Genomic DNA, 21,545 nt, shown 5'->3' with positions numbered 1-21,545 from the left:
GCTCACCCGTATTCTTGAAAGAATGCGGCGTGGGCCGCGTGATTCGTGACCCGGACAAGGGTCCAGCGCGGAACCTCTCGGTCGGAGACGCCGATCTTGCCGCAAGCGACGCTGAAGGATCTCGACAAACCGCTCGGACGCGACAACGGCCGCCGTCCCGCAGCGTCCGGCCGGGAGCGCCTGCTGCGTTTCGGCCTCGTCTGGGGTGTCGCGATAGGGGCCGTCCTTCTCTTTGGCGGGCATCTTCTAACCGGGGGGCTGATCTCGCGCTCTGCGTTGCGGCCCGCCGCGACGCCGGTTGCGGCAATCCCCGCGGTACCGGCACAGGCGGACGTACCGGCCGCCACCAAGCCGGCACCTCCGAGCAATGCCGCTCCACCCGCAAGTAATCGCAGGCCCGCATCCGACATCGAGCAGCAGGCCGGCGTCGCCGTGGTCCGGCCGGCCGGCAACGTCCCCGGCGCCATCATCATCTCCGTGCCGGACGGCAGCGAGCCCGGCCTTGCGCCGGCGCCGGATCCGCGCGTCACGGCCGACACGCCGGCCGGTCCCCTGCCGCGCATCGGCGATGACGGCAGCCGGGCGGCCGAGGTCTATGCGCGGCCGACACCTCCGCACGCCGCCATGGCTCCCGCCCGCATCGCGGTGGTGGTCGACGGGCTCGGGCTTTCCGAGGCGGCAACGCGGCAGGCCATCGAGACCTTGCCGGCCGACGTCACGCTGGCGCTCGCCGCGGCCGGTGTCGACCTGCCGCAGGCCGCGGCAGCCGCGCGGCAGAGCGGGCACGAAGTCCTGCTGTCGCTGCCCGCGGAGATTCCGGGCGGCGACCTCATCACTGCGATGGCACGCTTTGCCGGCTACGCCGGCATCCTCACCGCGACGAGCGCGGACCGGCTCGGGCCGCTTGCGCAGCAAGCCGAGCAACGCGGCCTGCTCCTGATGGCCGCCGGGCGATCTGACCTCCTGCTGCCGCAGACGATGCCGGCCGAAGCCGTGGAGCAGGCCTTCGCGCGGGCCGAGCGGCTGGCCCAGCGCAACGGCCGCGCGATCGTCGTCGCCGAAGGATCTCCTTCCCTCCTGCGCCAGCTGGCACGCTGGACCGCGAGCCTCGAGCGCCGTGGCGTGCTGCTCGTGCCGGCGACGTCCCTCATCGCCAATTCCAAAGGCTGAACATGTCGGGTTTCGAACATCTGCCCTATCGGCCCTGTGTCGGCATCGCGCTGTTCAATGCGCAGGGGCTTGTCTTCATCGGCCGGCGACCGGTCAACGGCAATACGGAGAAGGTGAGCCCCGATCACGCCTGGCAGATGCCCCAGGGCGGCATCGATGATGGTGAATCGCCACAGGAAGCGGCCATGCGCGAGCTGTACGAGGAGACTAACATCCGCTCGATCTCGCTCATCGCCGAGGCGCCCGACTGGTTCACCTATGACCTGCCCGGCGCCTTCATGGGCAAGGCCTGGAAGGGCCGCTACCGCGGCCAGAAGCAGCGCTGGTTTGCTTTCCGTTTCGACGGGGACGAAAGCGAGATCGACGTCGCCCACCCTGGCGACGGCCACAAGGCCGAGTTCGACAGCTGGCGCTGGGAGCGCCTGGAGCGGCTGCCTGAACTTGTCATTCCCTTCAAACGGGGCGTCTACGAGCAGGTTGTCTATGCCTTCGGCCCGATAGCCGCCAAGCTGGCAGGCTAGACATTGTCCGGCCTTCCGATGGCGTCCACACACCAATCCGTCGTCCCCTGGCGGGCCGGGTGGCCCTTGATCGGCCTTGCAGCCCTGCCCTTCGTCCTCATGGCCGTCAGCCTCGGCGCCGGGACGATCGGAGCTCTCGACCGCAGCATCCTGCTCGCCCTGCGCGATGGGGAAGGCAATCCCATCGGGCCGTGGTGGCTCATCGTCGCCGCACGCGATGCTACGGCGCTCGGCAGCATCACGGTGCTGGTGTTCATGGCCCTTGCGGCGATCGCCTATTGCATCGCGGATGGCGCACGCCGGGATGCGGGCGTGATCGCCATCGCCTTCATTGGCGGGGTCGTTCTGAACACGGGCCTGAAGCATATCATCGCCCGCGCGAGGCCCGAGCTCGTCAACCACGAGGTCATGGTCTACACGCCGAGCTTCCCCAGCGCCCATGCGATGTTGACGGCGACACTCTTCCTGGTCATCGGAGCACTCGCGGCAGCCGGCCAGTCGAACCCTGCGGCGCGCCACTTCGTCCTTGCCGCGGCTGTCGCCATGATCGTCATCGTCGGGCTCAGCCGTGTCTTTCTCGGCGTGCACTGGCCATCGGACGTGCTGGCGGGCTGGAGCGCCGGCATCGCCTGGGCGCTCGTGTGCCTCCGGTTCCTGGGCCCCCGGCCTGCGACGGCCTGACCGCGTGCCGCCCGTTGTACGGGGCGGCGCCCCGTGCTAGCGGCTCAGCACATGAGCAAGCGCCCGCCCCTCGTCACGAGAGACACCCTGCCGACCCTCATGCGCCTGTGGCGCGAATGGGTACGGCCCCACTGGCGAACGCTGGCGCTCGTGCTCCTGCTCATCGCCGTCGTCTCGGCGGCCACCGGCGCCTATCCGCTGCTCATCAAGGAGGCCTTCAACGCCTTCGAGCAGAAGAACGAGGAGGCACTCCTCCTCGGGCCCGTCCTCGTCATCGTGCTGACAGCGATCCGCGGCGGAGCGCTGTGGGGGCGCGCGGTGCTCACCAACAAGGTGGTGACGCGCGTCGAGGCCGACATGCAGACCGCGCTCTATGCCCACCTCATCGATGCCGACATTGCCCAGCTCGGACGCGAGAGCCCGGCGGCACTGACGCAGCGCTTCACCACGGATTTCGCCTTCATCAAGGAGGCGCTGACGCGCGTCTTCACGGTCTTCCTCAGCGATCTCGGCATGGTGATCGCCCTCGTCATCTCCATGCTGTGGATCGACCCGTGGCTGACGCTCGCCGCAGCTGTCGTCGCGCCCTTCGCCTCGCTGCCCATCTCGCGCATCGGCCGCAAGCTACGCCGCGTCGCCACCTCGACGCAGGAGGAGATCGGCGCCATGGCGAGCCACGTGTCGGAGAGCCTCGCCGGCGTGCGTGTCGCCAAGGTCTTCTCGCTCGAGGACTATCTGAAGCAGCGCGCAGCGGATGCCTTCGAGACCGTTCGCGCGCTCAGGATGAAGGCGGCCAACGCCCGCGCCAAGCTCGACCCGCTGCTCGAGATCGGCGGCGGCGTCGCCGTCGCGGGAGTGCTGGTGCTGATCGGCTGGCGCATCATGCGCGGCGAGAGCACGGTCGGCGACTTCACCGGCTTCGTCGCCGCCTTGCTGATGGCGGCGCAGCCCATCCGCGCCATCGGCAATCTCAACGCCATCGTCCAGGAGGCCATGGCGGCGCTGAAGCGCTATTTCGCGGTGATGGACGAGAAGCCGACCATCCTCGACCGGCCCGGTGCCCGGCCGCTCGTCGTCTCCTCCGGCCTCGTTCGCTTCGAGAACGTGCACTTCCACTACCGCTCCGACGTGCCGGCCCTCGACGGCATCGACCTCATCCTGCCGGCGGGACGCACCACGGCGCTCGTCGGTCGATCCGGCTCGGGCAAGTCCACTCTGATGTCACTGGTGCCGCGCCTTTATGACGTCACGCAGGGGCGCGTCACCATCGACGGCACGGACGTGCGCGCGGCGACGCTCGCCAGCCTGCGCACCAACATCGCCGTCGTCAGCCAGGAGGTGGTGCTGTTCGACGACACCGTGCGCGCCAACATCGCCTTCGGCCGCCCCGGTGCCGATGACGGGGCCATCGAAGCGGCGGCAAAGGCGGCGGCCGCGCACGACTTCATCATGCGCCTGCCGGAGGGCTATGGCACGCGGGTCGGCAGCGCCGGGGCGCGTCTTTCGGGCGGCGAGCGCCAGCGCATCGCGCTGGCCCGCGCCATCCTGAAGGATGCGCCGATCCTTCTCCTCGACGAGGCGACAAGCGCGCTGGACACCGAATCGGAGAAGGCCGTGCAGGAGGCGCTCGCCCGGCTCATGCGCGGGCGCACCACCATCGTCATCGCCCATCGCCTGTCGACGGTGCGCGATGCGGATCTCATCGTCGTCATGGACGGTGGGCGCATTGCGGAGACCGGGCGGCACGACGAACTCGTCGCCCGCGACGGCATCTATGCCAAGCTCTACCGCCTGCAACTCGCCGACGACGTCACGCCCGTGCAGGCGGCCAAATAGCCGAGCCTACCTCATTCGCGCCGCATGATGCGGTCGACGACGATGTCGGAGAAGAAGCCGGGCTTGAACTCGCGCTCCAGCCGCTCGGGATCGTAGCTCTCGGCAACCCAGGTCAGGAAATCCTGCCCCCTGGGCTCGCCCTCGCGCCGGTAGGTCTCGAAGAAGGCGTCGAGAATGCCGGTCTTGGCGAAGCGGAAATGGCCGAAGCGCAGCGAGAGCTGCCGCATCGCCTCCGCCACCGGCCGCTTCTCGTGGATGATGAGGTAGAGCGCCGCCATGAAACCGGCCCGGTCGGCGCCCGACTTGCAATGCACCAGCACCGGATAGTCCAGCGTCTCGAAAAAATCCTTGGCCGCGAGAATCGTGTCGCGGTCGGGCGCGCCGCGCGAGCGCACGACGAAATCGGTGAGCCGGATACCGAGCTGTTCGCAGGCTTCGCGCTCGAGCGGCCAGGAGCCGTATTCGCGCCCGCCGCGCAGATTGACGATGGTGCGCACGCCGGCCCGCGCTGCCGCCCGGATCTGGTGCGGCGCCGGCTGGGCGGCGCGCCAGAAGCGCTCGGTCACGCGGTGGCTGTTGAGATAGGCGAGGCGGAAGATGCCATGATCGACGAAGACCATGTTGACCCACGCGCGCCAGCGGTCGAGCCCGTCGGCGACGGGTCTGTCCCAGCGGGCGATGCGCGCCATGCGGCGCCGATAGCGCTCCTCCGGCTTTCGGAAACGGTTGATCAAGCGTCCTCTCGACACATGCGGCCATTGGTCCTGCTCATCATCGGAACGGTCCCGGCGCGCAGACGGCTTTCATCCCGCGGGGCATAGCAGCCCCGGTGGAGGCCTGCAATCTCACCGATGTAGATACACAAAGCCTGTTCAACAAGGCGTGTGGGCCTTGTAAGGGGGGGCGAAGCGCGCGTATTTTGGTTGTCATGAGCGAGCTCGTCATCAGCCTGCGACCGGCACGCCCCACCGATGCGGTGGAACTGGCGGCCGTGCATGATGCGGCCTGGAAGGAAGCTTACCGGGGCGTCCTGCCCGGCGTCGTCCTCGAGCAGATGGTTGCCCGCCGCGGGCCGCGCTGGTGGCGCAATGCGGTGACGCGGCCGCGCCGCATCAGCGTCGTCGATTTCGGCGGCAAGCTGGCGGGCTATGCCATCTACGGGCCGACGCGCAGCCTCAACCTGCCACAGGGCGGCGAGATCGACGAGCTCTATATCGACCCCGTGATGCAGGGCATCGGCCTTGGTACCCGCCTGTTCGCCGCAGCCCGGCAGGAACTGGCGGCGGAGGGCCGGCGCGGCCTTGTCGTCTGGGCGCTTGCCGACAACGAGCGTGCCTGCCGCTTCTACGAGCGCCTGGGCGGACGCGTCGCGGCCGAAACTAGCGCCCTCTTCGGCGGCCGGTCCTGTGCCAAGGTCGCCTATACCTTCGCCTGACACTGCCTTGTACATGAAGGGCCGGCTTGCGAAGCCGGTCGCACGTGCGTACTAGAGGGGCGGCCGCAAGGGTGCGGCGCACCATCTGCCCTCAGGAGTGACATATCCATGCGTCTCGACGCGATCGCGATCGGCAAGAATCCGCCCCACGACGTCAATGTCGTCATCGAGGTGCCGATCGGCGGCGAGCCGATCAAGTACGAACTCGACAAGGAGGCCGGCACGCTGGTCGTCGACCGCTTCCTCTACACGGCCATGCGCTATCCGGGGAACTACGGGTTCATTCCCCACACGCTCTCCGATGACGGCGACCCCTGTGACGTGCTGATCGCCAACACCCGCGCCATCGTGCCCGGCGCCGTGATGTCGTGCCGCCCGGTCGGCGTCCTCATCATGGAGGATGAGGCGGGTCAGGACGAGAAGATCATCGCCGTGCCGTCGCGCAAGCTCACCAAACGCTACGACCGCTGCGAGAATTATACGGACCTGCCCGAGATCACGCTCAGGCAGATCGAGCATTTCTTCGAGCACTACAAGGACCTCGAGCCCGGCAAGTGGGTGAAGGTGGTGCGCTGGGGCGACGCAGAGGAAGCCCGCCGCCTGGTCCAGGAAGGCATCGACCGCGCCAAGGGCGCCAAGGGCTGAGGCCCGCGTCGGGCACAGGCTGCCCTTGCTGCTGCCCGATCTTGTTTGACCCGCATTCGTCTTTGCTTCTCACCCTCTGCCCGCCTGCGGGGAGAGGGTGAGAGCACCGACCCACCATCTGCCGCTGGCAAATCCCGATTGACAGCTTCGCCCGGCCGCAGGCTTGATGGCGAAAATCCTTCGCGAGGACGTGCGGAATGGACATCGTCATCCCCGGCGCCGCCAATCTCGGCCTGTTCGTCAGCGCCGCCCTTCTTCTGCTTCTGATCCCCGGCCCGGCCGTGCTCTTCATCTTCGCCCGCTCGATCGAGCAGGGGCGACTCGCCGGCTTCGTCTCCATCGCCGGCATCCATGCGGCGACGCTGGTGCATGTCTTCGCCGCGGCCGTCGGCCTGTCCGCGGTGCTCGCTTCCTCGGCGCTCGCCTTCAGCATCGTCAAATATGCGGGCGCGGCCTATCTTATCTGGCTCGGCCTCCGGAAGCTCTTCGGCCCCGCCGAAATCACCTCGGTCGATGTAGCCCTGCCCCGCCACAGCCATGCGCGGCTCTTCCGCGACGGCTTCATCGTCAACCTGCTCAATCCGAAGACGGCGCTGTTCTTCCTCGCCTTCCTACCGCAGTTCGTGGAGGTGAGCCGCGGCTACGTGGCGATGCAGATCGCCTTGCTGGGCTTCATCTTCACGGCCCTCGGCCTCGTGACCGACGGTCTCTATGCGCTCGCGGCCGGCACGGCGGGCAACTGGCTGAAGCGCAGCCGCGGCTTCCTCAGACTTGAGCGCTATGTCAGCGGCGGCCTCTACATCGGCCTCGGCGTGACGGCGGCCTTCGCCGGCAACGGCAAGAAATAGGCGCGGCTTCTTTCAAGTCTTCCGCCGTTGCCACAGGTCCGGGCGGCGCGCGCGCGTCAACCGCTCCGCTTCTTCGCGCCGCCAGCGCGCGATGGCGGCGTGATTGCCGGACAGCAGCACATCGGGAATGGCGCGTCCCTCCCATTCGCGCGGGCGCGTGTAATGGGGATATTCGAGCAGGCCGCCCTCGAAGCTCTCCTCCTTGCCCGAGGCCTCCTTGCCCATGACGCCGGGCAGGAGGCGCACGCAGGCGTCCATCAGCACCATCGCCGCGATCTCGCCGCCGGAGAGCACGTAGTCGCCGATCGAGACCTCCTCGAGCCCGCGTCCCTCGATGACGCGCTCGTCGACGCCCTCAAAGCGGCCGCAGACGATGACCGCGCCGGGGCCGGCGGCAAGGGCGCGCACGCGCGGCTGGTCGAGCGGGCGCCCCCGGGGGCTCATGAGGAGGCGCGGCCGCGGGTCGTCCGCGGGCGCGGCGGCATCGATGGCGGCGGCGAGCACGTCGGCGCGCAGCACCATGCCGGCGCCGCCGCCGGCGGGCGTGTCGTCCACCGCCCGGTGACGGCCGCGGCCGTGGGCGCGAATGTCATGGGTGTCGAGCTGCCACAGGCCGCGCGCCAGCCCCTCGCCCGAAAGGCTTTCGCCGAGCGGCCCCGGGAACATCTGCGGATAGAGGGTGAGGACAGTGGCCTGCCACATGGATCAGCCCCGACCGTCGTCGTCCTCATCGCCCGCAGCGAGGCTCTCCGCCGCCACGACGACGCGGCCGCCGGCAATGTCCACATCCGGCACAAAGGCCTTGGTGAAGGGCCACAGCACGGTGGGGCCGCCTTCCACCGGGGCGATCTCTATGACGTCGCCGGCCCCGAAGTCGTGCAGGGCGACGATGCGGCCGAGCACCGTGCCGGCCGGATTGTGGACGGCAAGGCCGACGAGGTCGGCCTGCAGGTATTCGTCCTCGTCGAGCGCCTCGGCATCAAGGCTCTCGCGCGGGACATAGAGGCGCAGGCGCGTCAGCGCCTCGGCCGCCGTGCGGTCGGTGATGCCGGCGACGCGCACGACGAGCATGTCGGCCGTGCCGGCGACGGGCCGCGCCGCCTCGATGCGGAAGCGGCGGCTGCCGTCCTCGCTCTGCAGGGTCGTGAAGCGGGCGATGGCCGCCGGCTCGGCGGTGTAGGACTTGAGCCGCACCTCGCCCCTGAGCCCCTGCGCGCGGCCGAACTCGCCGACGAGCACGAGCCGCCGCGCCGCGCCCGACGAAGCGGGGGCGGCGGACGACGGCCCGGTCGCCCTTGAGGAGCGGCGGCTCACGCCTCGGCGGCGGCTTCAGCCGGCGCGGCAGCGGCCTCGGCCGCGGCGGCACGCTCGGCGGCGCGCTCCTGTGCCTTCTTGCCCGGCTGGGCCTTCTGCGGGTTGTTGCGGGCCGGGCGCTTCAGGACACCGGCGTTGTCGAGGAAGCGCAGCACGCGGTCGGTCGGCTGGGCGCCCTTGGCGATCCAGGCCTTGGCCTTCTCGATGTCGAGCGCGACGCGGGCCGGATCGTCCTTGGCCTTCATCGGATCGTAGGTGCCGATCTTCTCGATGAAGCGGCCATCACGCGGGGAGCGCGAATCGGCGACGACGATGCGGTAGTAGGGGCGCTTCTTGGCGCCGCCGCGCGTCAGGCGGATCTTGAGAGACATAGGTTCTTCCTTTCCACGTTCAGTTGGTCCAGCCCGGCGGCACCCAGAGGTCCGCCGGAGCCGATATCAGCCGCCGCACGCGCAGCGGGTTGATCTCTTCAAAGGCTCACTTCTTCTTGCCGAAGGGGAAGCCGGGAAGACCGGGCGCTCCCGGCCCCTTGCCGCCGAGCCCCGGCAGGCCGGGCAGCTTCGGCGCCCCGAAACCACCGGGCGGCAGCGGCGGCAGGCCGCCGGCGCCACCGGGCATGGTCTCGGGCAGGCCGCCGGGCAACTGCCCCTTGAGCTGCTCCAACATCTCCGGTGTCGGCTGCGGCATGCCGCCCCCGAGGCCGAACATCTTGCCGAGCGCCCCGCCCATGCCGCCGCGTCCCCCCTTGCCCATCATCTTCATGACGTCGGCCATCTGGCGGTGCATCTTCAGCAGCTTGTTGACGTCCTCGACCTTGGTGCCAGAGCCGGCGGCGATGCGCTTCTTGCGGCTGGCCTTGAGAATGTCGGGGTTGCGCCGCTCCTTCGGCGTCATGGAATCGATGATGGCGCGCTGGCGGCGGATGACCTTGTCGTCGAGATTGGCGTTCTCGAGCTGGGCCTTCATCTTGCCGATGCCCGGCAGCATGCCGAGCACGCCCTTCATGCCGCCGATCTTCTCCATCTGGCCGAGCTGCTCGCGCAGGTCGTCGAGGTCGAAGGCGCCCTTGCGCATCTTGTCGGCGATGCGCTTGGCCTTCTCGGCGTCGATGGTCTCGGCCGCCTTCTCGACGAGGGAGACGATGTCGCCCATGCCGAGGATGCGGTTGGCGACGCGCCCGGGGTGGAACTCCTCCAGCGCATCGACCTTCTCGCCCGTACCGACGAGCTTGATGGGCTTGCCGGTAACGGCGCGCATGGAGAGCGCGGCGCCGCCACGGCCGTCGCCGTCCATCCGGGTCAGCACGATGCCGGTGACGCCGAGGCGCCCGTCGAAGGCCTTAGCGGTATTGACCGCATCCTGGCCGGTGAGGCTGTCGGCGACGAGCAGCACCTCGTGCGGCGCAGTCGCGGCACGCACCTCGGCCGCCTCCGCCATCAGCGCCTCGTCGACCGTAACGCGGCCGGCGGTGTCGAGCATGACGACGTCGTAGCCGCCGAGGCGGGCCGCCTCCATGGCGCGACGGGCGATCTGCACCGCCGACTGGCCGGCGACGATGGGCAGCGTGTCGACGCCCACCTGCTTGCCGAGCACGGCGAGCTGCTCCATGGCCGCCGGGCGGCGCGTGTCGAGCGAGGCCATGAGCACGCGGCGCTTCATCCTGTCGGAGAGGCGCCGAGCGATCTTGGCCGTCGTCGTCGTCTTGCCCGAGCCCTGCAGGCCGACCATGAGGATGCCGACGGGCGCGGGGGCGTTGAGGTCGATCCCCTCGGCCTCCTTGCCGAGCATCTCGACGAGGGCGTCGTGGACAATCTTGACGACCATCTGGCCCGGCGAGACCGACTTGATGACCTCGGCGCCGACGGCGCGGCTGCGCACCGTATCGGTGAAGGAGCGCACCACCTCGAGGGCGACATCCGCCTCGAGCAGCGCGCGGCGCACCTCGCGCAGGGCCTCGTTGACGTCGTTCTCGGTCAGCGCGCCGCGGCGCGTCAGGGAGCCGAGAATGCCGGACAGCTTGTCGGACAGGCTTTCGAACATCGTCTAGCGGTCCTCCGATGGGGTCCTGCCGGCACGCGGGCAGGACGAGGCACTGCGCCCGACATGGGCCGCCCCGATCCGTTCCGCAATGTCCGCCTCAGCGCGTCGCATCATGTCTTCCCGTGACCCGAGGGCCCAAAGCGAAACGCACCCGAGGGCGCAACGCGCTGTCGGGTGTTGACCTCCAGCCTCACGGGCTGGGCGGCGGCTCGCGAACGGACCGTTCGGGCTTTGACCGCGTCCTTATGCTGCGGCAGGCCTTGCGAGTCAAGGAAAAGGGAATGAGCGCCGCCGTCTCGCCCGCTGCAGAGACGCTGCAGAGATAAAGATCGAGAGGCCACATACGAGCCGCGCTGTTCCCCTCCCCCCGCTTGCGGTGGGGAGGGTTAGGGGTGGGGGGCGGCTCCACCAGGGCAACGGGACCCCAGCCATGACTTGCGAACCGCCTGCCTGCTGCACCGCCCCCCCAACCCTCCCCCTACTGCGTGGGGGGAGGGAGGAGCTTCGGCGGCGATGTCTGCATGCGGCGGGCCGGAATGAAGCCTATTCCTGCCGCCCCAGCAAAAATGCCCTTAGCAGCACGGCACTGTTCTGTTCACGGTTGCGAGCGGCCGACAGCAGCGTGATCTTGCCCTTCTTTGCCTCGGCCCGCAGCATCGCAAGACCTGCCTTGGCATCGCTCTGCGCCGCCTCGAGCTCCGCGCGGTAGCGGGCCTGGAATTCCTCCCACTTCGCCGGTTCGTGGCCGAACCACTTGCGCAGGTCCGGCGAGGGCGCGACCTCCTTCAGCCACAGATCCCACGGCGCCGTCTCCTTGGCGATGCCGCGCGGCCACAGCCGGTCCACCAGGATGCGCTTGCCGTCCCCCTTCTCCGGCGGATCGTAGACGCGCTTGACCGCGATCTCGCTCATTGCGGGGCTCCCGCTTCTGGTGTCTTCGGGGCGTCTGTACCTGGCTTTTCCGGCGTGGCGGGCGGGGGCGCGGAGGCCGGCGGCGGCGCGCTGCCAGGAGGGGCGGCGGGCGGAGGCGCGCCCGCCTCGACCGGCTGAACGTAGATGTAGACCTCGAGGCCGGCATCGTCGCCGCTCGTCAGGTCCGTCGCATATTCCTCGATGAACATGTCGCGGACCGTGATGGCCTTGGCGTCGAGATAGGCGGTGATCGCCTCGTAGGTGGAATCGATCTCGTCGTAAGGGCCCTTGTGCACGAAGCGCAGGGCCTTGCCCGAAGGCGTCATTCCAAAACGGATGCCTTCCGGCGGCGGGACTGCACCCGCAGCCGGGGCCGCCTCGACCGGCAGCAGCGCGTCGTAACGGAACCCGGTGTCGTCGGTCTCGAGGAAGAGCACCACGGGACGACCCACGATCTTGACACCGGCACCGTCGAGAAAGTTGCGCAGCTTGCCGAAGGCGTCCTTAAGGGTCCTGACGATATCGTCCCATTGCGCCCGTCCGCCCGCGATGGCGGCCAACTTCTCCGGCAGCACCACCTCGTCGACATCGCCTGCATTGGCCGGCGGCGGCACGAGCGTCGGCTGCGCGGGCGTCGACAGGCTCGGCGGCGGGGGCGGAGCGTCCGCCGGCGGAACGGCTTCGGCGGGAGCGGCCGAAGCAGCGCCAATAGCCGGGGCATCGGCCGGCGCCGGTGCGGCTGCCGCCGGTCCCGCGAGCACGAAGACGAGAGCGCAAGCGGCAGCGCAGATCCCGCCGCGAGCCGCACCGATCAAGGGCCACGAAGCCGTCGTCATCTGCTGCACCCAACCGTTTCGCGCAAACCCGCGAATCGCCCTGCCCAGTCTCCCCGACCATAGGCGGCTTTGGGCGAGGCCGCGAGACGCGCCGTTGCGGAAGGGACTCGCGCTTTTGCGCGACATGGCCCATATACCGGAGGAATTTCGCGGCCCGGCCGCCGGACAATACGATGAACGCGCTGATCGGACACCCCTTTCTCAAGATGAACGGCCTCGGCAACGAGATCGTCGTGCTCGACCTGCGCGGGCAGCGGCACGTCGTCACGCCCGCCGAGGCGCGCGCCATCGCGGCCGATCCCGCCTCGCATTTTGACCAGCTGATGGTGCTCAACGACCCGCGCACGCCCGGCACCCACGCCTTCATGCTGATCTACAACGTGGATGGCTCACTCTCCGCCTCCTGCGGCAACGGCACGCGCTGCGTCGCCTGGGCGCTGACGCGGGACGGCGCGCGCGACGAGCTCCTGCTCGAGACCGAGGCCGGGCTGCTCGCCTGCCGGCGCGAGGGCGAGTGGCTCTTCACCATCGACATGGGCGCGCCGCGCCTGAGGTGGGACGAGATCCCGCTCGCCGAGGAGTTCCGCGACACGCGCGCCATCGAACTGCAGATCGGCCCCATCGACGCGCCGGCGCTGCACTCGCCCTCGGTAGTCAGCATGGGCAACCCGCACGCCATCTTCTGGGTGGAAGACGTCGAGGCCCACGACCTCGCCCGCCTCGGGCCGCTCCTCGAGAACCATCCGATCTTCCCCGAGAAGGCGAACATCTCGCTTGCCGCGGTGAAGAGCCCGGAGCACGTGGTCGTCAAGGTGTGGGAGCGCGGCGCCGGCCTGACGCGCGCCTGCGGCTCGGCCGCCTGCGCCGTCGCCGTCGCGGCCGCGCGCAAGGGCCTCGCCGGTCGCAAGGTGCGCATCACCCTGCCGGGCGGTGACCTCTTCATCGATTGGCGCGAGAGCGACGGCCACGTCATGATGACGGGGCCGGTCGAATTGGAGCACGAAGGCCGGTTCGCCCCGGAGCTCTTTGCGGAAACGGCCTGATGGGCGTCGAGGTTGTCACCTTCGGCTGCCGGCTCAACATCGTCGAGTCGCAGGTCATGAAGCGCCACGCCGAGGCGGCGGGGCACGACGAACTCGTCGTCGTCAACACCTGCGCCGTCACCAGCGAGGCGGTGCGCCAGGCGCGCCAGACCATCCGCCGCCTCAAGCGTGAGCGGCCCGACGCCTCGATCGTCGTCACCGGCTGCGCGGCACAGGTCGACCCGGCGAGCTTCACGACGATGCCCGAGGTCGCGAAGGTTCTCGGCAATGCCGAGAAGCTCGAGGCGGCGAGCTGGCGCGGGCTCGCCGCCGGCGAGAAGGCGGCCGTCGGCGACATCATGACGGTGCGCGAGACGGCGACGCATCTCGTCGACGGCTTCGACGGCCATGCACGTGCCTTCCTGCAGGTGCAGAACGGCTGCGACCACCGCTGCACGTTCTGCATCATCCCGTACGGGCGCGGCAACTCCCGCTCGGTGCCGATGGGCGCAGTGGTCGAGGCTGTCAAACGCCTCGTCGACAACGGCTATCGCGAGGTGGTGCTGACCGGCGTCGATCTCACGGCCTATGGTCGCGACCTGCCGGGCGCGCCGCCGCTCGGCCGGCTCGTCGGCCAGATCCTCAGGCACGTGCCGGACCTGCCGCGGCTGCGTCTGTCGTCCATCGATTCCGTCGAGGCGGACGAGGAGTTCCTCGCCGCCATCGCCGGCGAGCGGCGGCTGATGCCGCATCTGCACCTGTCACTGCAGGCCGGCGACGACATCATCCTGAAGCGCATGAAGCGCCGGCACCTGCGCGAGGACGCCATCCGCTTCTGCGAAAGCGTGCGGCGGGCACGGCCCGACATCGTCTTCGGCGCCGACATCATCGCCGGCTTTCCGACCGAGACGGAGGAGATGTTCGCGCGCTCGCTCGCCATCGTCGGCGAATGCGGGCTGACGCACCTCCATGTCTTCCCCTTCTCGCCGCGGCCCGGCACGCCGGCGGCGCGCATGCCGCAATTGCCGCGCGAAGTGGTGAAGGAGCGCGCCGGGCGCCTGCGCGCCGTCGGCGCAGAGGCCCGCCGGCGGTTTCTGGCCACCCAGGTCGGCACCCGCCAGAGTGTCCTCGTCGAGCGGGGCGACGTCGGCCATACGGAGGGCTTCGCGCTGGTGCGCCTGCCGCCCGGCCTCTCCGTCGGCGCTGTCGTCGACGTCGCCATCGCGCGCCACGATGGGGAAGCGCTGATCGCCGCCTGAGGTCTATGGGAGCGTCTCCCTGACGCGTTCCCAGCTGTTTCGCATGTGATTGGCGAGGATTATGGCGAGGCGGTCGGGGTCGCGGGCGGTGAGGGCCGCGATCATCTCCTCATGCTCAGAGACGGCCTCGTCCCACTTAGGCGGCTCCTGGTTGCCGAGGAAGCGGATGCGCTTGAGGCGCGACTGCAGCGTCTCGTGGATATCGGCGAGCACCGCATTGCCCGAAAGGCGCACGATGGCCGTGTGGATGGCTTGGTTGAGCTTGAAGTACTCAAGCCGGTTGCGGCTTTCGTAAAAGGCCATCATGCGCGCATGCAGGCCGGCGACCGCGGCGATGTCGGCGTCGCTGGCGTTGGCGCAGGCGAGGCGCCCGGCCTCGGCCTCCAGCGTCGCCAGTACGCTCAGCATGTCGTAGACGTCCTTCGGCGAGAAGCGGCGCACGATGGCGCCGCGGCTCGGCACCAATTCGATCAGCCCCTCGCGCGCCAGGAACTTCAGCGCCTCGCGCAGGGGCGTGCGCGAAATGCCGAGCGCCGCGCCGAGCTGGCCCTCGTGGACGCGCGTGCCCGGCGCCAGCTGGCCCTCGGTGATCATGTCGCGAATGCGGATGACGACCTCGTCGTGCAGCGTGCGCCGGGCGATGGGGCGAGCCTCATCGGAGGCCGCCTCGGGCCTGTCCGCCGACGGGGCGATGGTCTCGTCTGTCATGCTCACCTGTGACCTGGGCCTCGTGTTCGGCTCGGAATAGGAGCGCCTTGGATCGCCAAGGGATCTTGTCCGGTCGCCCTGGGGGGAAGGGATCGGCGGGCGAAGGGTCGGGCCTGGTCAGCCGTGACCTCTTCCGCTGTCCCGCCGACGCTCCCTTGGCAAACCCTTCGACTCCCTCGGCGAATCCTTTGCGCATCAAGGGTCATGATGCCTGCGGTCGGGGCGCCGGTCAATTGAACGCTGTAGGATGTCATTCTGTATACAGCATACTTGACGACAGCATTGCACCCCTCTAGCCTCCCCAAGTCATCTCGAGGAGGTCCGCACCGTGGCTCTCAGGCCGCTCAATTCTGCTCCCCAGCCGACCGTCACCCCAACGATCGCACTCGCCATGGGTGATCCCGCCGGCATCAGCCCGGAACTCATGGCCAAGGCCCTCGGCCTCGACGATCTGCGCGCCGCCGCCCGGCTCGTCGTCTTCGGCGACCGGCGCGTCCTTGCCGCCGGCGCCGCCGTCGCGGGCGTTTCTCCCGAGATCGCCGTCGTTGGCGATCCGGCCGAGGCCTCCGCGGACGAGACCCGCCCGATCCTTGTGGACCTTGGCCATCTCGACCCAGCCACCATTCGCCCAGGGGAGGTGAGCCGCGCAGGAGGCGCCTTCGCCGTCGCCAATTTCCGCGCCGCCCTGGACTACGCCATGGCCGGCCATGCCCAGGCAGTCGCCTTCACCCCCTTCAACAAGGCGGCCATGCGCCTCGCCCACCCCACCTACGAGGACGAGATCACGTTCCTCAAGGAGGAGATGGGGGAAGACGGTCCAGCGAGCGAGTTCAACATTCTCGAGGGCCTGTGGAATGCGCGCGTCACCTCGCACGTGCCGCTGAAGGATGTCGCCGGCCTGATCACGCGCGAGGCCGTGCGCGATGGCCTCGCCCTCGCCGACGACGCCATGCGCCAGGCTGGGTTCGTACGCCCGCGCATCGCGGTGGCGGGACTCAACCCGCATGCGGGCGACGGCGGCAACTTCGGCCGCGAGGAGATCGAGGTGATCGCACCGGCGATCACGGAGGCCAAGGCCCGCGGCATCGCCGCCGATGGACCGTTTCCGTCCGATACCGTCTTCCTGCGCGCCAGGGCCGGCGCGTTCGACGCCGTGCTGACCATGTACCACGACCAGGGTCAGATCGCCATGAAGCTCATGGGCTTCGACCGCGGTGTCACCCTGCTCGCCGGCTTCCCTGTCCCCGTGCTCACCCCCGCCCACGGGACGGCATACGACATCGCCGGAAAGGGCATCGCAAACATCGGCGCAACACACGCCGCATTCGCGCTCGCCGCAAAAATGGCCGGCAAGAGGCTTGCGGCGCACGAACCGGAAGCCCGCACGGCCGCCGGCTGAACAATCCGCCCGGTCCGTGGCGGCAGGGAAGAGGAAACTGGAGGAAACGATGATGATGAAGAAAGCACTGATGGCGGCAACCGCGCTCGTCGCGGCACTGGGCATCTCGGCGGCCGAGGCCGCCTGGAAGCCCTCGAAGCCGGTCGAGTTCGTGGTCACGTCGGGCCCCGGTGGCGGCACGGACCAGTTCGCCCGCACCGTGCAGGCCATCATCACCAAGCACAACCTGCTCGACCAGCCGGTCGTCGTCGTCAACAAGGGCGGCGGCAGCGGCGCCGAAGGCTTCGTCTACGGCAAGACGGCGGCAGGAGAGCCGCACAAGGTCATCTTCGCCACCAACAACGAGTGGCTGCTGCCCCTCGTCGCCAAGCTCGCCTTCAAGCCCGACGACCTGACCCCGGTCGCGGCGATGGCGGTCGACGAATTCCTGCTCTGGGTGCCGGGAGATTCCCCTCACCAGGACGCCAAGAGCTTCATCGAGGCGGCCAAGGCCGCGCCGGGCAAGATGAAGATCGGCGGCAGCCAGTCGAAGGACACGGATCACATCCTCGTCAAGCAGATCGAGAAGGCCGCCGGCATCAAGGTGACCTACGTGCCCTTCAAGAGCGGCGGCGAGGCGGCGACCCAGCTGGCCGGCGGCCATGTCGACGCCAATACGAACAACCCCGCGGAGAACCTCGGTCAGTGGAAGGCCGGCGGCGTGCGCCCGCTTTGCGTCTTCGCGCCCGACCGGATGGCCAAGGGCGAGCCGGTGGTGGACGGCAAGGGCTGGGCAGATATCCCGACCTGCAAGGAGGCCGGGGTGCCGCTCGAGCACTACCAGATGCCGCGGACCGTCTTCCTGCCCGGCGAAGTGCCGCAGGAGGCCGTCGCCTTCTACGTCGACCTCCTGAAGCAGGTGCGCGAGAAGCCGGAATGGCAGGAGTACATCACGCGCACGTCGCAATCGAACCGTTTCTTCGCCGGCGAAGACTTCCAGACCTTCATCAGGAACAATGAGGATGAAGGCCGCGCCGTCATCGCCGCCGAGGGCTGGCTGGTGAACTGAGGCGTCGACACGCTCTCGTCTGCGACAAGCCGGCCAAGGGCTTGCCGGAGACTGGCGCGGGGTCGCAGCGTGTCAGGGAGCGTATTGCCATCTGCATGCTGCCCCTTGCCCGTGTCCCTCCCCGCGAGTGGGAGGGACAAATGTTGCCGCCATTCGCCGAATGAACAACGACAAGAGCGGGCGAACCGATCGAGGAGGAGACCCATGTCGACGAACGAAAGAAGCCTCGTTTCCCGCTTCGCCATGGAGGTCGCGACCGGCTGCGCCACGCTCGCCGCCGGCGTCGTCGTCGTCCTCGGCGCGCTGGAGTACGAGATCGGGTGGGACGAGGGCGGGCCGCAGCCGGGCTATTTCCCCTTCTATGTCGGCCTCATCATCATCGCCGCGAGCCTCGGCGTGCTGGGGCAGGCCTTCCTCAACCACAGGCGCTCACGCGAGGCCTTCATCACGCGCGAGGGCTTTGCGCGGGTGATGGCGTTCTTCCTGCCGCTCGCGGCCTTCACGGTTGGCTCCTACGTGCTCGGCCTCTACGTCGGCACCTTCGTCTATCTCGCCGGCGTCATGATATTCCAGGGCGGCTATCGCTGGCCCTTCGCGCTCGCCGTCGCCGGCGGCATCACGGGCTTCTTCTTCGTGCTGTTCGAGCGCTGGTTCCAGGTGCCGCTGCTCAAGGGGCCGCTCGAAGCCCTCTTCGGCATCTACTGACGCACCACCGCACCAAGAAGCCGCGCATAGCGGCCAGCAGGGAGAAAACGGGTGGAAAACATCGCTTCCCTCATGCATGGCTTCGGCGTCGCGCTGACCATGCATCACGTGCTCCTGATGATGCTCGGCGTACTGCTCGGCATCCTCGTCGGCGTGCTGCCGGGCCTCGGCGCACCCAACGGCGTCACGCTCCTGATGCCGCTGACCTTCTCGATGGATCCGATCTCGGCCATCATCCTCTTGACGAGCATGTACTGGGGTGCGCTGTTCGGCGGCTCCACGACGTCGATCCTCTTCAACATACCGGGCGAACCCTCCTCGGTGGCGACCACCTTCGACGGCCATCCCATGGCGAAGCAAGGGCGCGCTACGGAAGCGCTGACCTATGCCTTCCTCTCCGCCGGCTTCGGCGCGCTCGTCGGCGTGGTGCTCATCACCGTATTGTCGAGCTGGGTGGCGAAGTTCGCCCTGCGCTTCTCCTCGCCCGAGTTCTTCGCCGTCTATTTCCTCGCCTTCGCCTCCTTCATCGGCCTCGGCGGGTCCTCGCCCTTCAAGACCGTCATCTCGATCATGCTGGGCTTCGCCTTCACGGCGGTGGGCATGGACACGGTGTCGGGCAGCCTGCGCCTCACCTATGGCATCGACGAACTCATCCGCGGCATCAGCTTTCTCGTCGCGGTCATCGGCCTGTTCGGCATCGGCGAGCTGCTGCTGACCATGGAGGAGGGACTGCGCTTCGACGGCGTCAAGGCGCGCGTGTCACCGCGCAAGGTCTTCGCGACGCTGCTGACCCTGCCGCGCTACTGGTTGACGCTGCTGCGCTCGGCGGCCATCGGCTGTTGGATGGGCATCACCCCCGGCGGGCCGACGGCCGCCTCCTTCATGAGCTACGGCCTCGCCAAGCGCTTCGCCCGGCGGCGCGACGGCTTCGGCAAGGGCCGCGAGGAAGGGGTCATCGCGCCCGAGACCGCGGACCATGCTGCCGGCTCCAGCGCCATCCTGCCCATGCTTGCCCTCGGCATCCCCGGCTCGGCCACCGCTGCCGTGATGATGGGCGGCCTGATGATCTGGGGGCTTACGCCGGGGCCGATGCTGTTCATCGAGCAGAAGGACTTCGTTTGGGGCCTGATTGCCTCAATGTATCTCGGCAATGTCGTCGCCGTGGTCCTCGTGCTCGCCACCGTGCCGCTCTTCGCCGCCATCCTGCGGGTGCCCTTCGCCATCATCGGGCCGGTCATCCTCGTCATCTGCGTCAGCGGCGCCTATACGGTGGCCGGCGCCTCTTTCGACCTCTGGCTGGTACTGATCTTCGGCGTCGTCGGCTATGTCTTCAAGAAGCTCGACTATCCGATCGCGCCGATGGTGCTCGCCATGGTGCTGGGCGACAAGGCAGAGGACGCCTTCCGCCAGTCGGCGATCATGTCGGGTGGCGACCTGTCCATCTTCTGGTCGAACGGGCTCGTCGCCACCATCATGGCCCTCGGCGTGCTGCTGCTGGTGTGGCCGCTGCTGTCGCTTATCGTCCAGCGCCTGCGGCCGTCACGCGATGTCGGGGCGACGACCGCCTGAACGCCCTTCCTCCCCTGGCGGTAGCGTTCAGGCGCTGCCCCGCCTTCTCCACCCCGGGGCCATCGGCCCCGGGGCTTTTCCTGTCTCGCCTCAGGCCGCGGCCGAAGGGCCGAAGAAGGCGGCGTCCTGCGCCTGACGCAGGGCCAGGAGAACGGAGCCCGAGGCGACCTCGATGTCGGCCATGGTGACGAGCGCCCCCTGCCGGACGGCACGTATCAGGCGCTGGTTGGCGGCGAGGTAGAACGGCGCCGGTGCCGCTGCCGACAGCGGCGCGGCGGGCTGCAACTCGGCACCGAGACCATCGATCGTATGATGATGCCCGCCCATGGCGAGCACCGTCCCGGCCGGCAGGTCGCGCTCGGCCCGCGCGACGAGATCGTAGCGGGGCTTCGGCGCCGCGGCCCCGGTCGAGGCGCCGTGAATGGCCGCCTCGAGCACGCTCGTCGCCGCCTCGAGACCGAGCAGGTGGCGCGGCAGGAGGATCGTGGCGTGATTGCCGGTGCGGCTGACGAGATGGCCCTTCTCGGCGAGGATGCGCCACGTATCCTTGTCGGTGCAGCGCACGACGACGAAGACGCCGCCGGCCGCGCTGACCTCGTGCGCGCCACGCAGGCAATGGAATACGTCGAGCCTCCCGGTGCCCGCGAGGAGCCCGCCGTCCTCCGCCGGACACAGGAGGGAGGCCACCTCGTCGATGCGGGCGATGGGCGCGTGCAGGTCCGGCCGGTCGAAGGACAACCCGGTCGCATTGGCGACGAGGAGCAGTTCGCACAGGTCCGGCACGGCCCGCTGAGGCAGCGCCGCCGCGGCGCGGGAGCGTGCAGCGACCCGCTCCCGGGCCGCGGAATCGCCCAGCCGGCCGAGACAGGCGAAGCCGGACGCAGGAACGGTGCGACCGTTGCTGGTGATCGCCTCTTCCGCCGCGTCGAGCACGAAGTCGTATTCGCTCGACTTGCCGGCGGCGACGATCTCGAAGCCGAGCACCTCGGCCCAGGAGATGAGGCCGATCAGCAGGCTCGGCTGATCGCCGTCGACGGGCGTCACGACGACGCCCTTCTCCCGCGCGCGGCGGGCGAGCTCGGGCCCGACGACGCTGTCCACCTCCTTCGAGACGAGCACAAGATGCCGGCCGGCCGCGATGGCGAGTTCGCCGTGACGAGCGCCGGCTTCCGGGTGGCCCGTCGCCTCGATGACGACGTCGATCGGAAGGTCGACCACCCAAGCAAGATCGCCGGCGGCGATGAAATCGCCTGCCGCCCAGGCCGCAGCCGCCTGTTCGGCCGTCTCGCAGCGGCGGATCCGCTCCGCCGGGATGCCCACCGCGCGCAGGGCCGCGGCGGCGGTCGCGGCATCGACATCGACCGCGATGCGCGCATTCACCGCCTTCATGTGCTGCGTCTGCAGCAGAAAGCTGCGGCCGAAGCTGCCGGTGCCGACGATGGCGGTCTCCACCGGCGGACGCGCGGTGGCGAAATAGCGATGGTAGTTCATGGGGATCCTGTGGCGTTCCTGTCGTTGCGGGTCTTCTTCTGGCGGGGCCGCAAGGCCGCACGTCATGGACATGATGGCAAATTGCATGCAATATGGCCATCAAGAT

At 69.0% G+C, this 21,545-nt stretch carries 22 protein-coding genes; 13 read left to right on the top strand and 9 right to left on the bottom strand.

The features are described from left to right. The first annotated feature begins 96 nt into the window (after window positions 1–96). The 4 genes from BOQ54_RS04010 (at window position 97) to BOQ54_RS03995 (ending at window position 4,208) form a co-directional block, all read left to right on the top strand. A complete protein-coding gene (locus BOQ54_RS04010) occupies window positions 97–1,170 on the top strand; it encodes a divergent polysaccharide deacetylase family protein (protein ID WP_071923318.1) in 1,074 nt (357 codons plus the stop codon). A gap of 2 nt (window positions 1,171–1,172) precedes the next feature. Next, complete coding sequence (locus tag BOQ54_RS04005) at window positions 1,173–1,691, top strand: RNA pyrophosphohydrolase (protein WP_055460386.1); 519 nt, start codon at window positions 1,173–1,175, stop codon at window positions 1,689–1,691. A gap of 66 nt (window positions 1,692–1,757) precedes the next feature. Continuing rightward, a complete protein-coding gene (locus BOQ54_RS04000) occupies window positions 1,758–2,372 on the top strand; it encodes a phosphatase PAP2 family protein (protein ID WP_055460385.1) in 615 nt (204 codons plus the stop codon). A 51-nt stretch (window positions 2,373–2,423) separates the two neighbouring features. After that, on the top strand, window positions 2,424–4,208 hold the full coding sequence (locus BOQ54_RS03995) for an ABC transporter ATP-binding protein (protein WP_071923316.1): 1,785 nt from the start codon (window positions 2,424–2,426) through the stop codon (window positions 4,206–4,208). An 11-nt stretch (window positions 4,209–4,219) separates the two neighbouring features. Here the strand turns inward: BOQ54_RS03995 and BOQ54_RS03990 are convergent, their stop codons facing one another. Further along, complete coding sequence (locus BOQ54_RS03990; protein WP_063187497.1) at window positions 4,220–4,942, bottom strand: fused DSP-PTPase phosphatase/NAD kinase-like protein; 723 nt, start codon at window positions 4,940–4,942, stop codon at window positions 4,220–4,222. Window positions 4,943–5,136: 194 nt separating this feature from the next. Here BOQ54_RS03990 and BOQ54_RS03985 point away from each other — a divergent pair, with 194 nt between their 5' ends. The 3 genes from BOQ54_RS03985 to BOQ54_RS03975 all read left to right on the top strand — a co-directional run bounded on the left by BOQ54_RS03985 (window position 5,137) and on the right by BOQ54_RS03975 (window position 7,136). Then, entirely contained in the window at window positions 5,137–5,643 is a 507-nt protein-coding gene (locus BOQ54_RS03985; RefSeq protein ID WP_063187495.1) for a GNAT family N-acetyltransferase, read from the top strand. Window positions 5,644–5,751: 108 nt separating this feature from the next. Then, window positions 5,752–6,288 carry an inorganic diphosphatase gene (gene ppa, locus BOQ54_RS03980; RefSeq protein WP_063187493.1) on the top strand — a complete coding sequence of 179 codons (537 nt, stop codon included), beginning with the start codon at window positions 5,752–5,754 and terminating at the stop codon, window positions 6,286–6,288. 197 nt (window positions 6,289–6,485) lie between these two features. Then, window positions 6,486–7,136, top strand: a complete 651-nt coding sequence (locus BOQ54_RS03975) for a LysE family translocator (RefSeq protein ID WP_071923315.1) — start codon at window positions 6,486–6,488, stop codon at window positions 7,134–7,136. 12 nt (window positions 7,137–7,148) lie between these two features. Here the strand turns inward: BOQ54_RS03975 and trmD are convergent, their stop codons facing one another. The 6 genes from trmD to BOQ54_RS03945 form a co-directional block, all read right to left on the bottom strand. Then, window positions 7,149–7,838: a tRNA (guanosine(37)-N1)-methyltransferase TrmD gene (trmD, locus tag BOQ54_RS03970; protein WP_071923314.1), complete on the bottom strand. Its 690-nt coding sequence runs from the start codon at window positions 7,836–7,838 to the stop codon at window positions 7,149–7,151. A 3-nt stretch (window positions 7,839–7,841) separates the two neighbouring features. Next, entirely contained in the window at window positions 7,842–8,450 is a 609-nt protein-coding gene (rimM, locus tag BOQ54_RS03965; RefSeq protein ID WP_083585899.1) for a ribosome maturation factor RimM, read from the bottom strand. After that, window positions 8,447–8,821: a 30S ribosomal protein S16 gene (gene rpsP / locus BOQ54_RS03960; RefSeq protein ID WP_055460377.1), complete on the bottom strand. Its 375-nt coding sequence runs from the start codon at window positions 8,819–8,821 to the stop codon at window positions 8,447–8,449. Before rpsP ends, rimM begins: the two co-directional genes overlap by 4 nt. Before the next feature lie 106 nt (window positions 8,822–8,927). Continuing rightward, window positions 8,928–10,490, bottom strand: a complete 1,563-nt coding sequence (gene ffh / locus BOQ54_RS03955) for a signal recognition particle protein (protein ID WP_063187478.1) — start codon at window positions 10,488–10,490, stop codon at window positions 8,928–8,930. Between the two features lie 543 nt (window positions 10,491–11,033). Then, window positions 11,034–11,402, bottom strand: a complete 369-nt coding sequence (locus tag BOQ54_RS03950; protein WP_063187476.1) for a DUF488 domain-containing protein — start codon at window positions 11,400–11,402, stop codon at window positions 11,034–11,036. Continuing rightward, on the bottom strand, window positions 11,399–12,238 hold the full coding sequence (locus BOQ54_RS03945) for a GyrI-like domain-containing protein (RefSeq protein WP_071923312.1): 840 nt from the start codon (window positions 12,236–12,238) through the stop codon (window positions 11,399–11,401). The genes BOQ54_RS03950 and BOQ54_RS03945 overlap by 4 nt, the downstream gene beginning before the upstream one ends. Before the next feature lie 173 nt (window positions 12,239–12,411). Between BOQ54_RS03945 and dapF the strand changes: the two genes are divergently transcribed. Continuing rightward, entirely contained in the window at window positions 12,412–13,281 is an 870-nt protein-coding gene (gene dapF / locus BOQ54_RS03940) for a diaminopimelate epimerase (RefSeq protein WP_071923311.1), read from the top strand. Next, window positions 13,281–14,519 carry a tRNA (N(6)-L-threonylcarbamoyladenosine(37)-C(2))-methylthiotransferase MtaB gene (mtaB, locus tag BOQ54_RS03935; protein ID WP_071923310.1) on the top strand — a complete coding sequence of 413 codons (1,239 nt, stop codon included), beginning with the start codon at window positions 13,281–13,283 and terminating at the stop codon, window positions 14,517–14,519. Before dapF ends, mtaB begins: the two co-directional genes overlap by 1 nt. A gap of 3 nt (window positions 14,520–14,522) precedes the next feature. Here mtaB and BOQ54_RS03930 read toward each other — a convergent pair whose 3' ends face one another. After that, a complete protein-coding gene (locus tag BOQ54_RS03930; protein ID WP_082464876.1) occupies window positions 14,523–15,227 on the bottom strand; it encodes a GntR family transcriptional regulator in 705 nt (234 codons plus the stop codon). A gap of 391 nt (window positions 15,228–15,618) precedes the next feature. On the opposite strand from BOQ54_RS03930, the gene BOQ54_RS03925 reads away from it, so the two are divergent. From BOQ54_RS03925 to BOQ54_RS03910, 4 genes are all read left to right on the top strand, one after another. Beyond that, the gene (locus tag BOQ54_RS03925; protein ID WP_055460371.1) at window positions 15,619–16,626 is read left to right on the top strand and encodes a 4-hydroxythreonine-4-phosphate dehydrogenase PdxA; all 1,008 of its coding nucleotides are present in this window, start codon (window positions 15,619–15,621) and stop codon (window positions 16,624–16,626) included. Between the two features lie 55 nt (window positions 16,627–16,681). Then, window positions 16,682–17,674 carry a Bug family tripartite tricarboxylate transporter substrate binding protein gene (locus BOQ54_RS03920; protein ID WP_432431526.1) on the top strand — a complete coding sequence of 331 codons (993 nt, stop codon included), beginning with the start codon at window positions 16,682–16,684 and terminating at the stop codon, window positions 17,672–17,674. A 204-nt stretch (window positions 17,675–17,878) separates the two neighbouring features. Continuing rightward, window positions 17,879–18,379 carry a tripartite tricarboxylate transporter TctB family protein gene (locus tag BOQ54_RS03915; RefSeq protein WP_063187464.1) on the top strand — a complete coding sequence of 167 codons (501 nt, stop codon included), beginning with the start codon at window positions 17,879–17,881 and terminating at the stop codon, window positions 18,377–18,379. A gap of 51 nt (window positions 18,380–18,430) precedes the next feature. Further along, window positions 18,431–19,948: a tripartite tricarboxylate transporter permease gene (locus BOQ54_RS03910; protein WP_055460368.1), complete on the top strand. Its 1,518-nt coding sequence runs from the start codon at window positions 18,431–18,433 to the stop codon at window positions 19,946–19,948. Between the two features lie 90 nt (window positions 19,949–20,038). Here BOQ54_RS03910 and BOQ54_RS03905 read toward each other — a convergent pair whose 3' ends face one another. Next, window positions 20,039–21,439 (bottom strand): NAD(P)H-dependent oxidoreductase, encoded by a 1,401-nt coding sequence (locus BOQ54_RS03905; protein WP_071923308.1) that lies wholly within the window; start codon window positions 21,437–21,439, stop codon window positions 20,039–20,041. Between the last annotated feature and the right edge of the window lie 106 nt (window positions 21,440–21,545).

Source organism: Chelatococcus daeguensis (genome assembly GCF_001887265.1).
Taxonomy (GTDB): Bacteria; Pseudomonadota; Alphaproteobacteria; order Rhizobiales; family Beijerinckiaceae; genus Chelatococcus_A; species Chelatococcus_A sambhunathii.
Note: the sequence above shows the minus strand (reverse complement) of the source record. Positions and strands in the feature narration are given on the sequence as shown.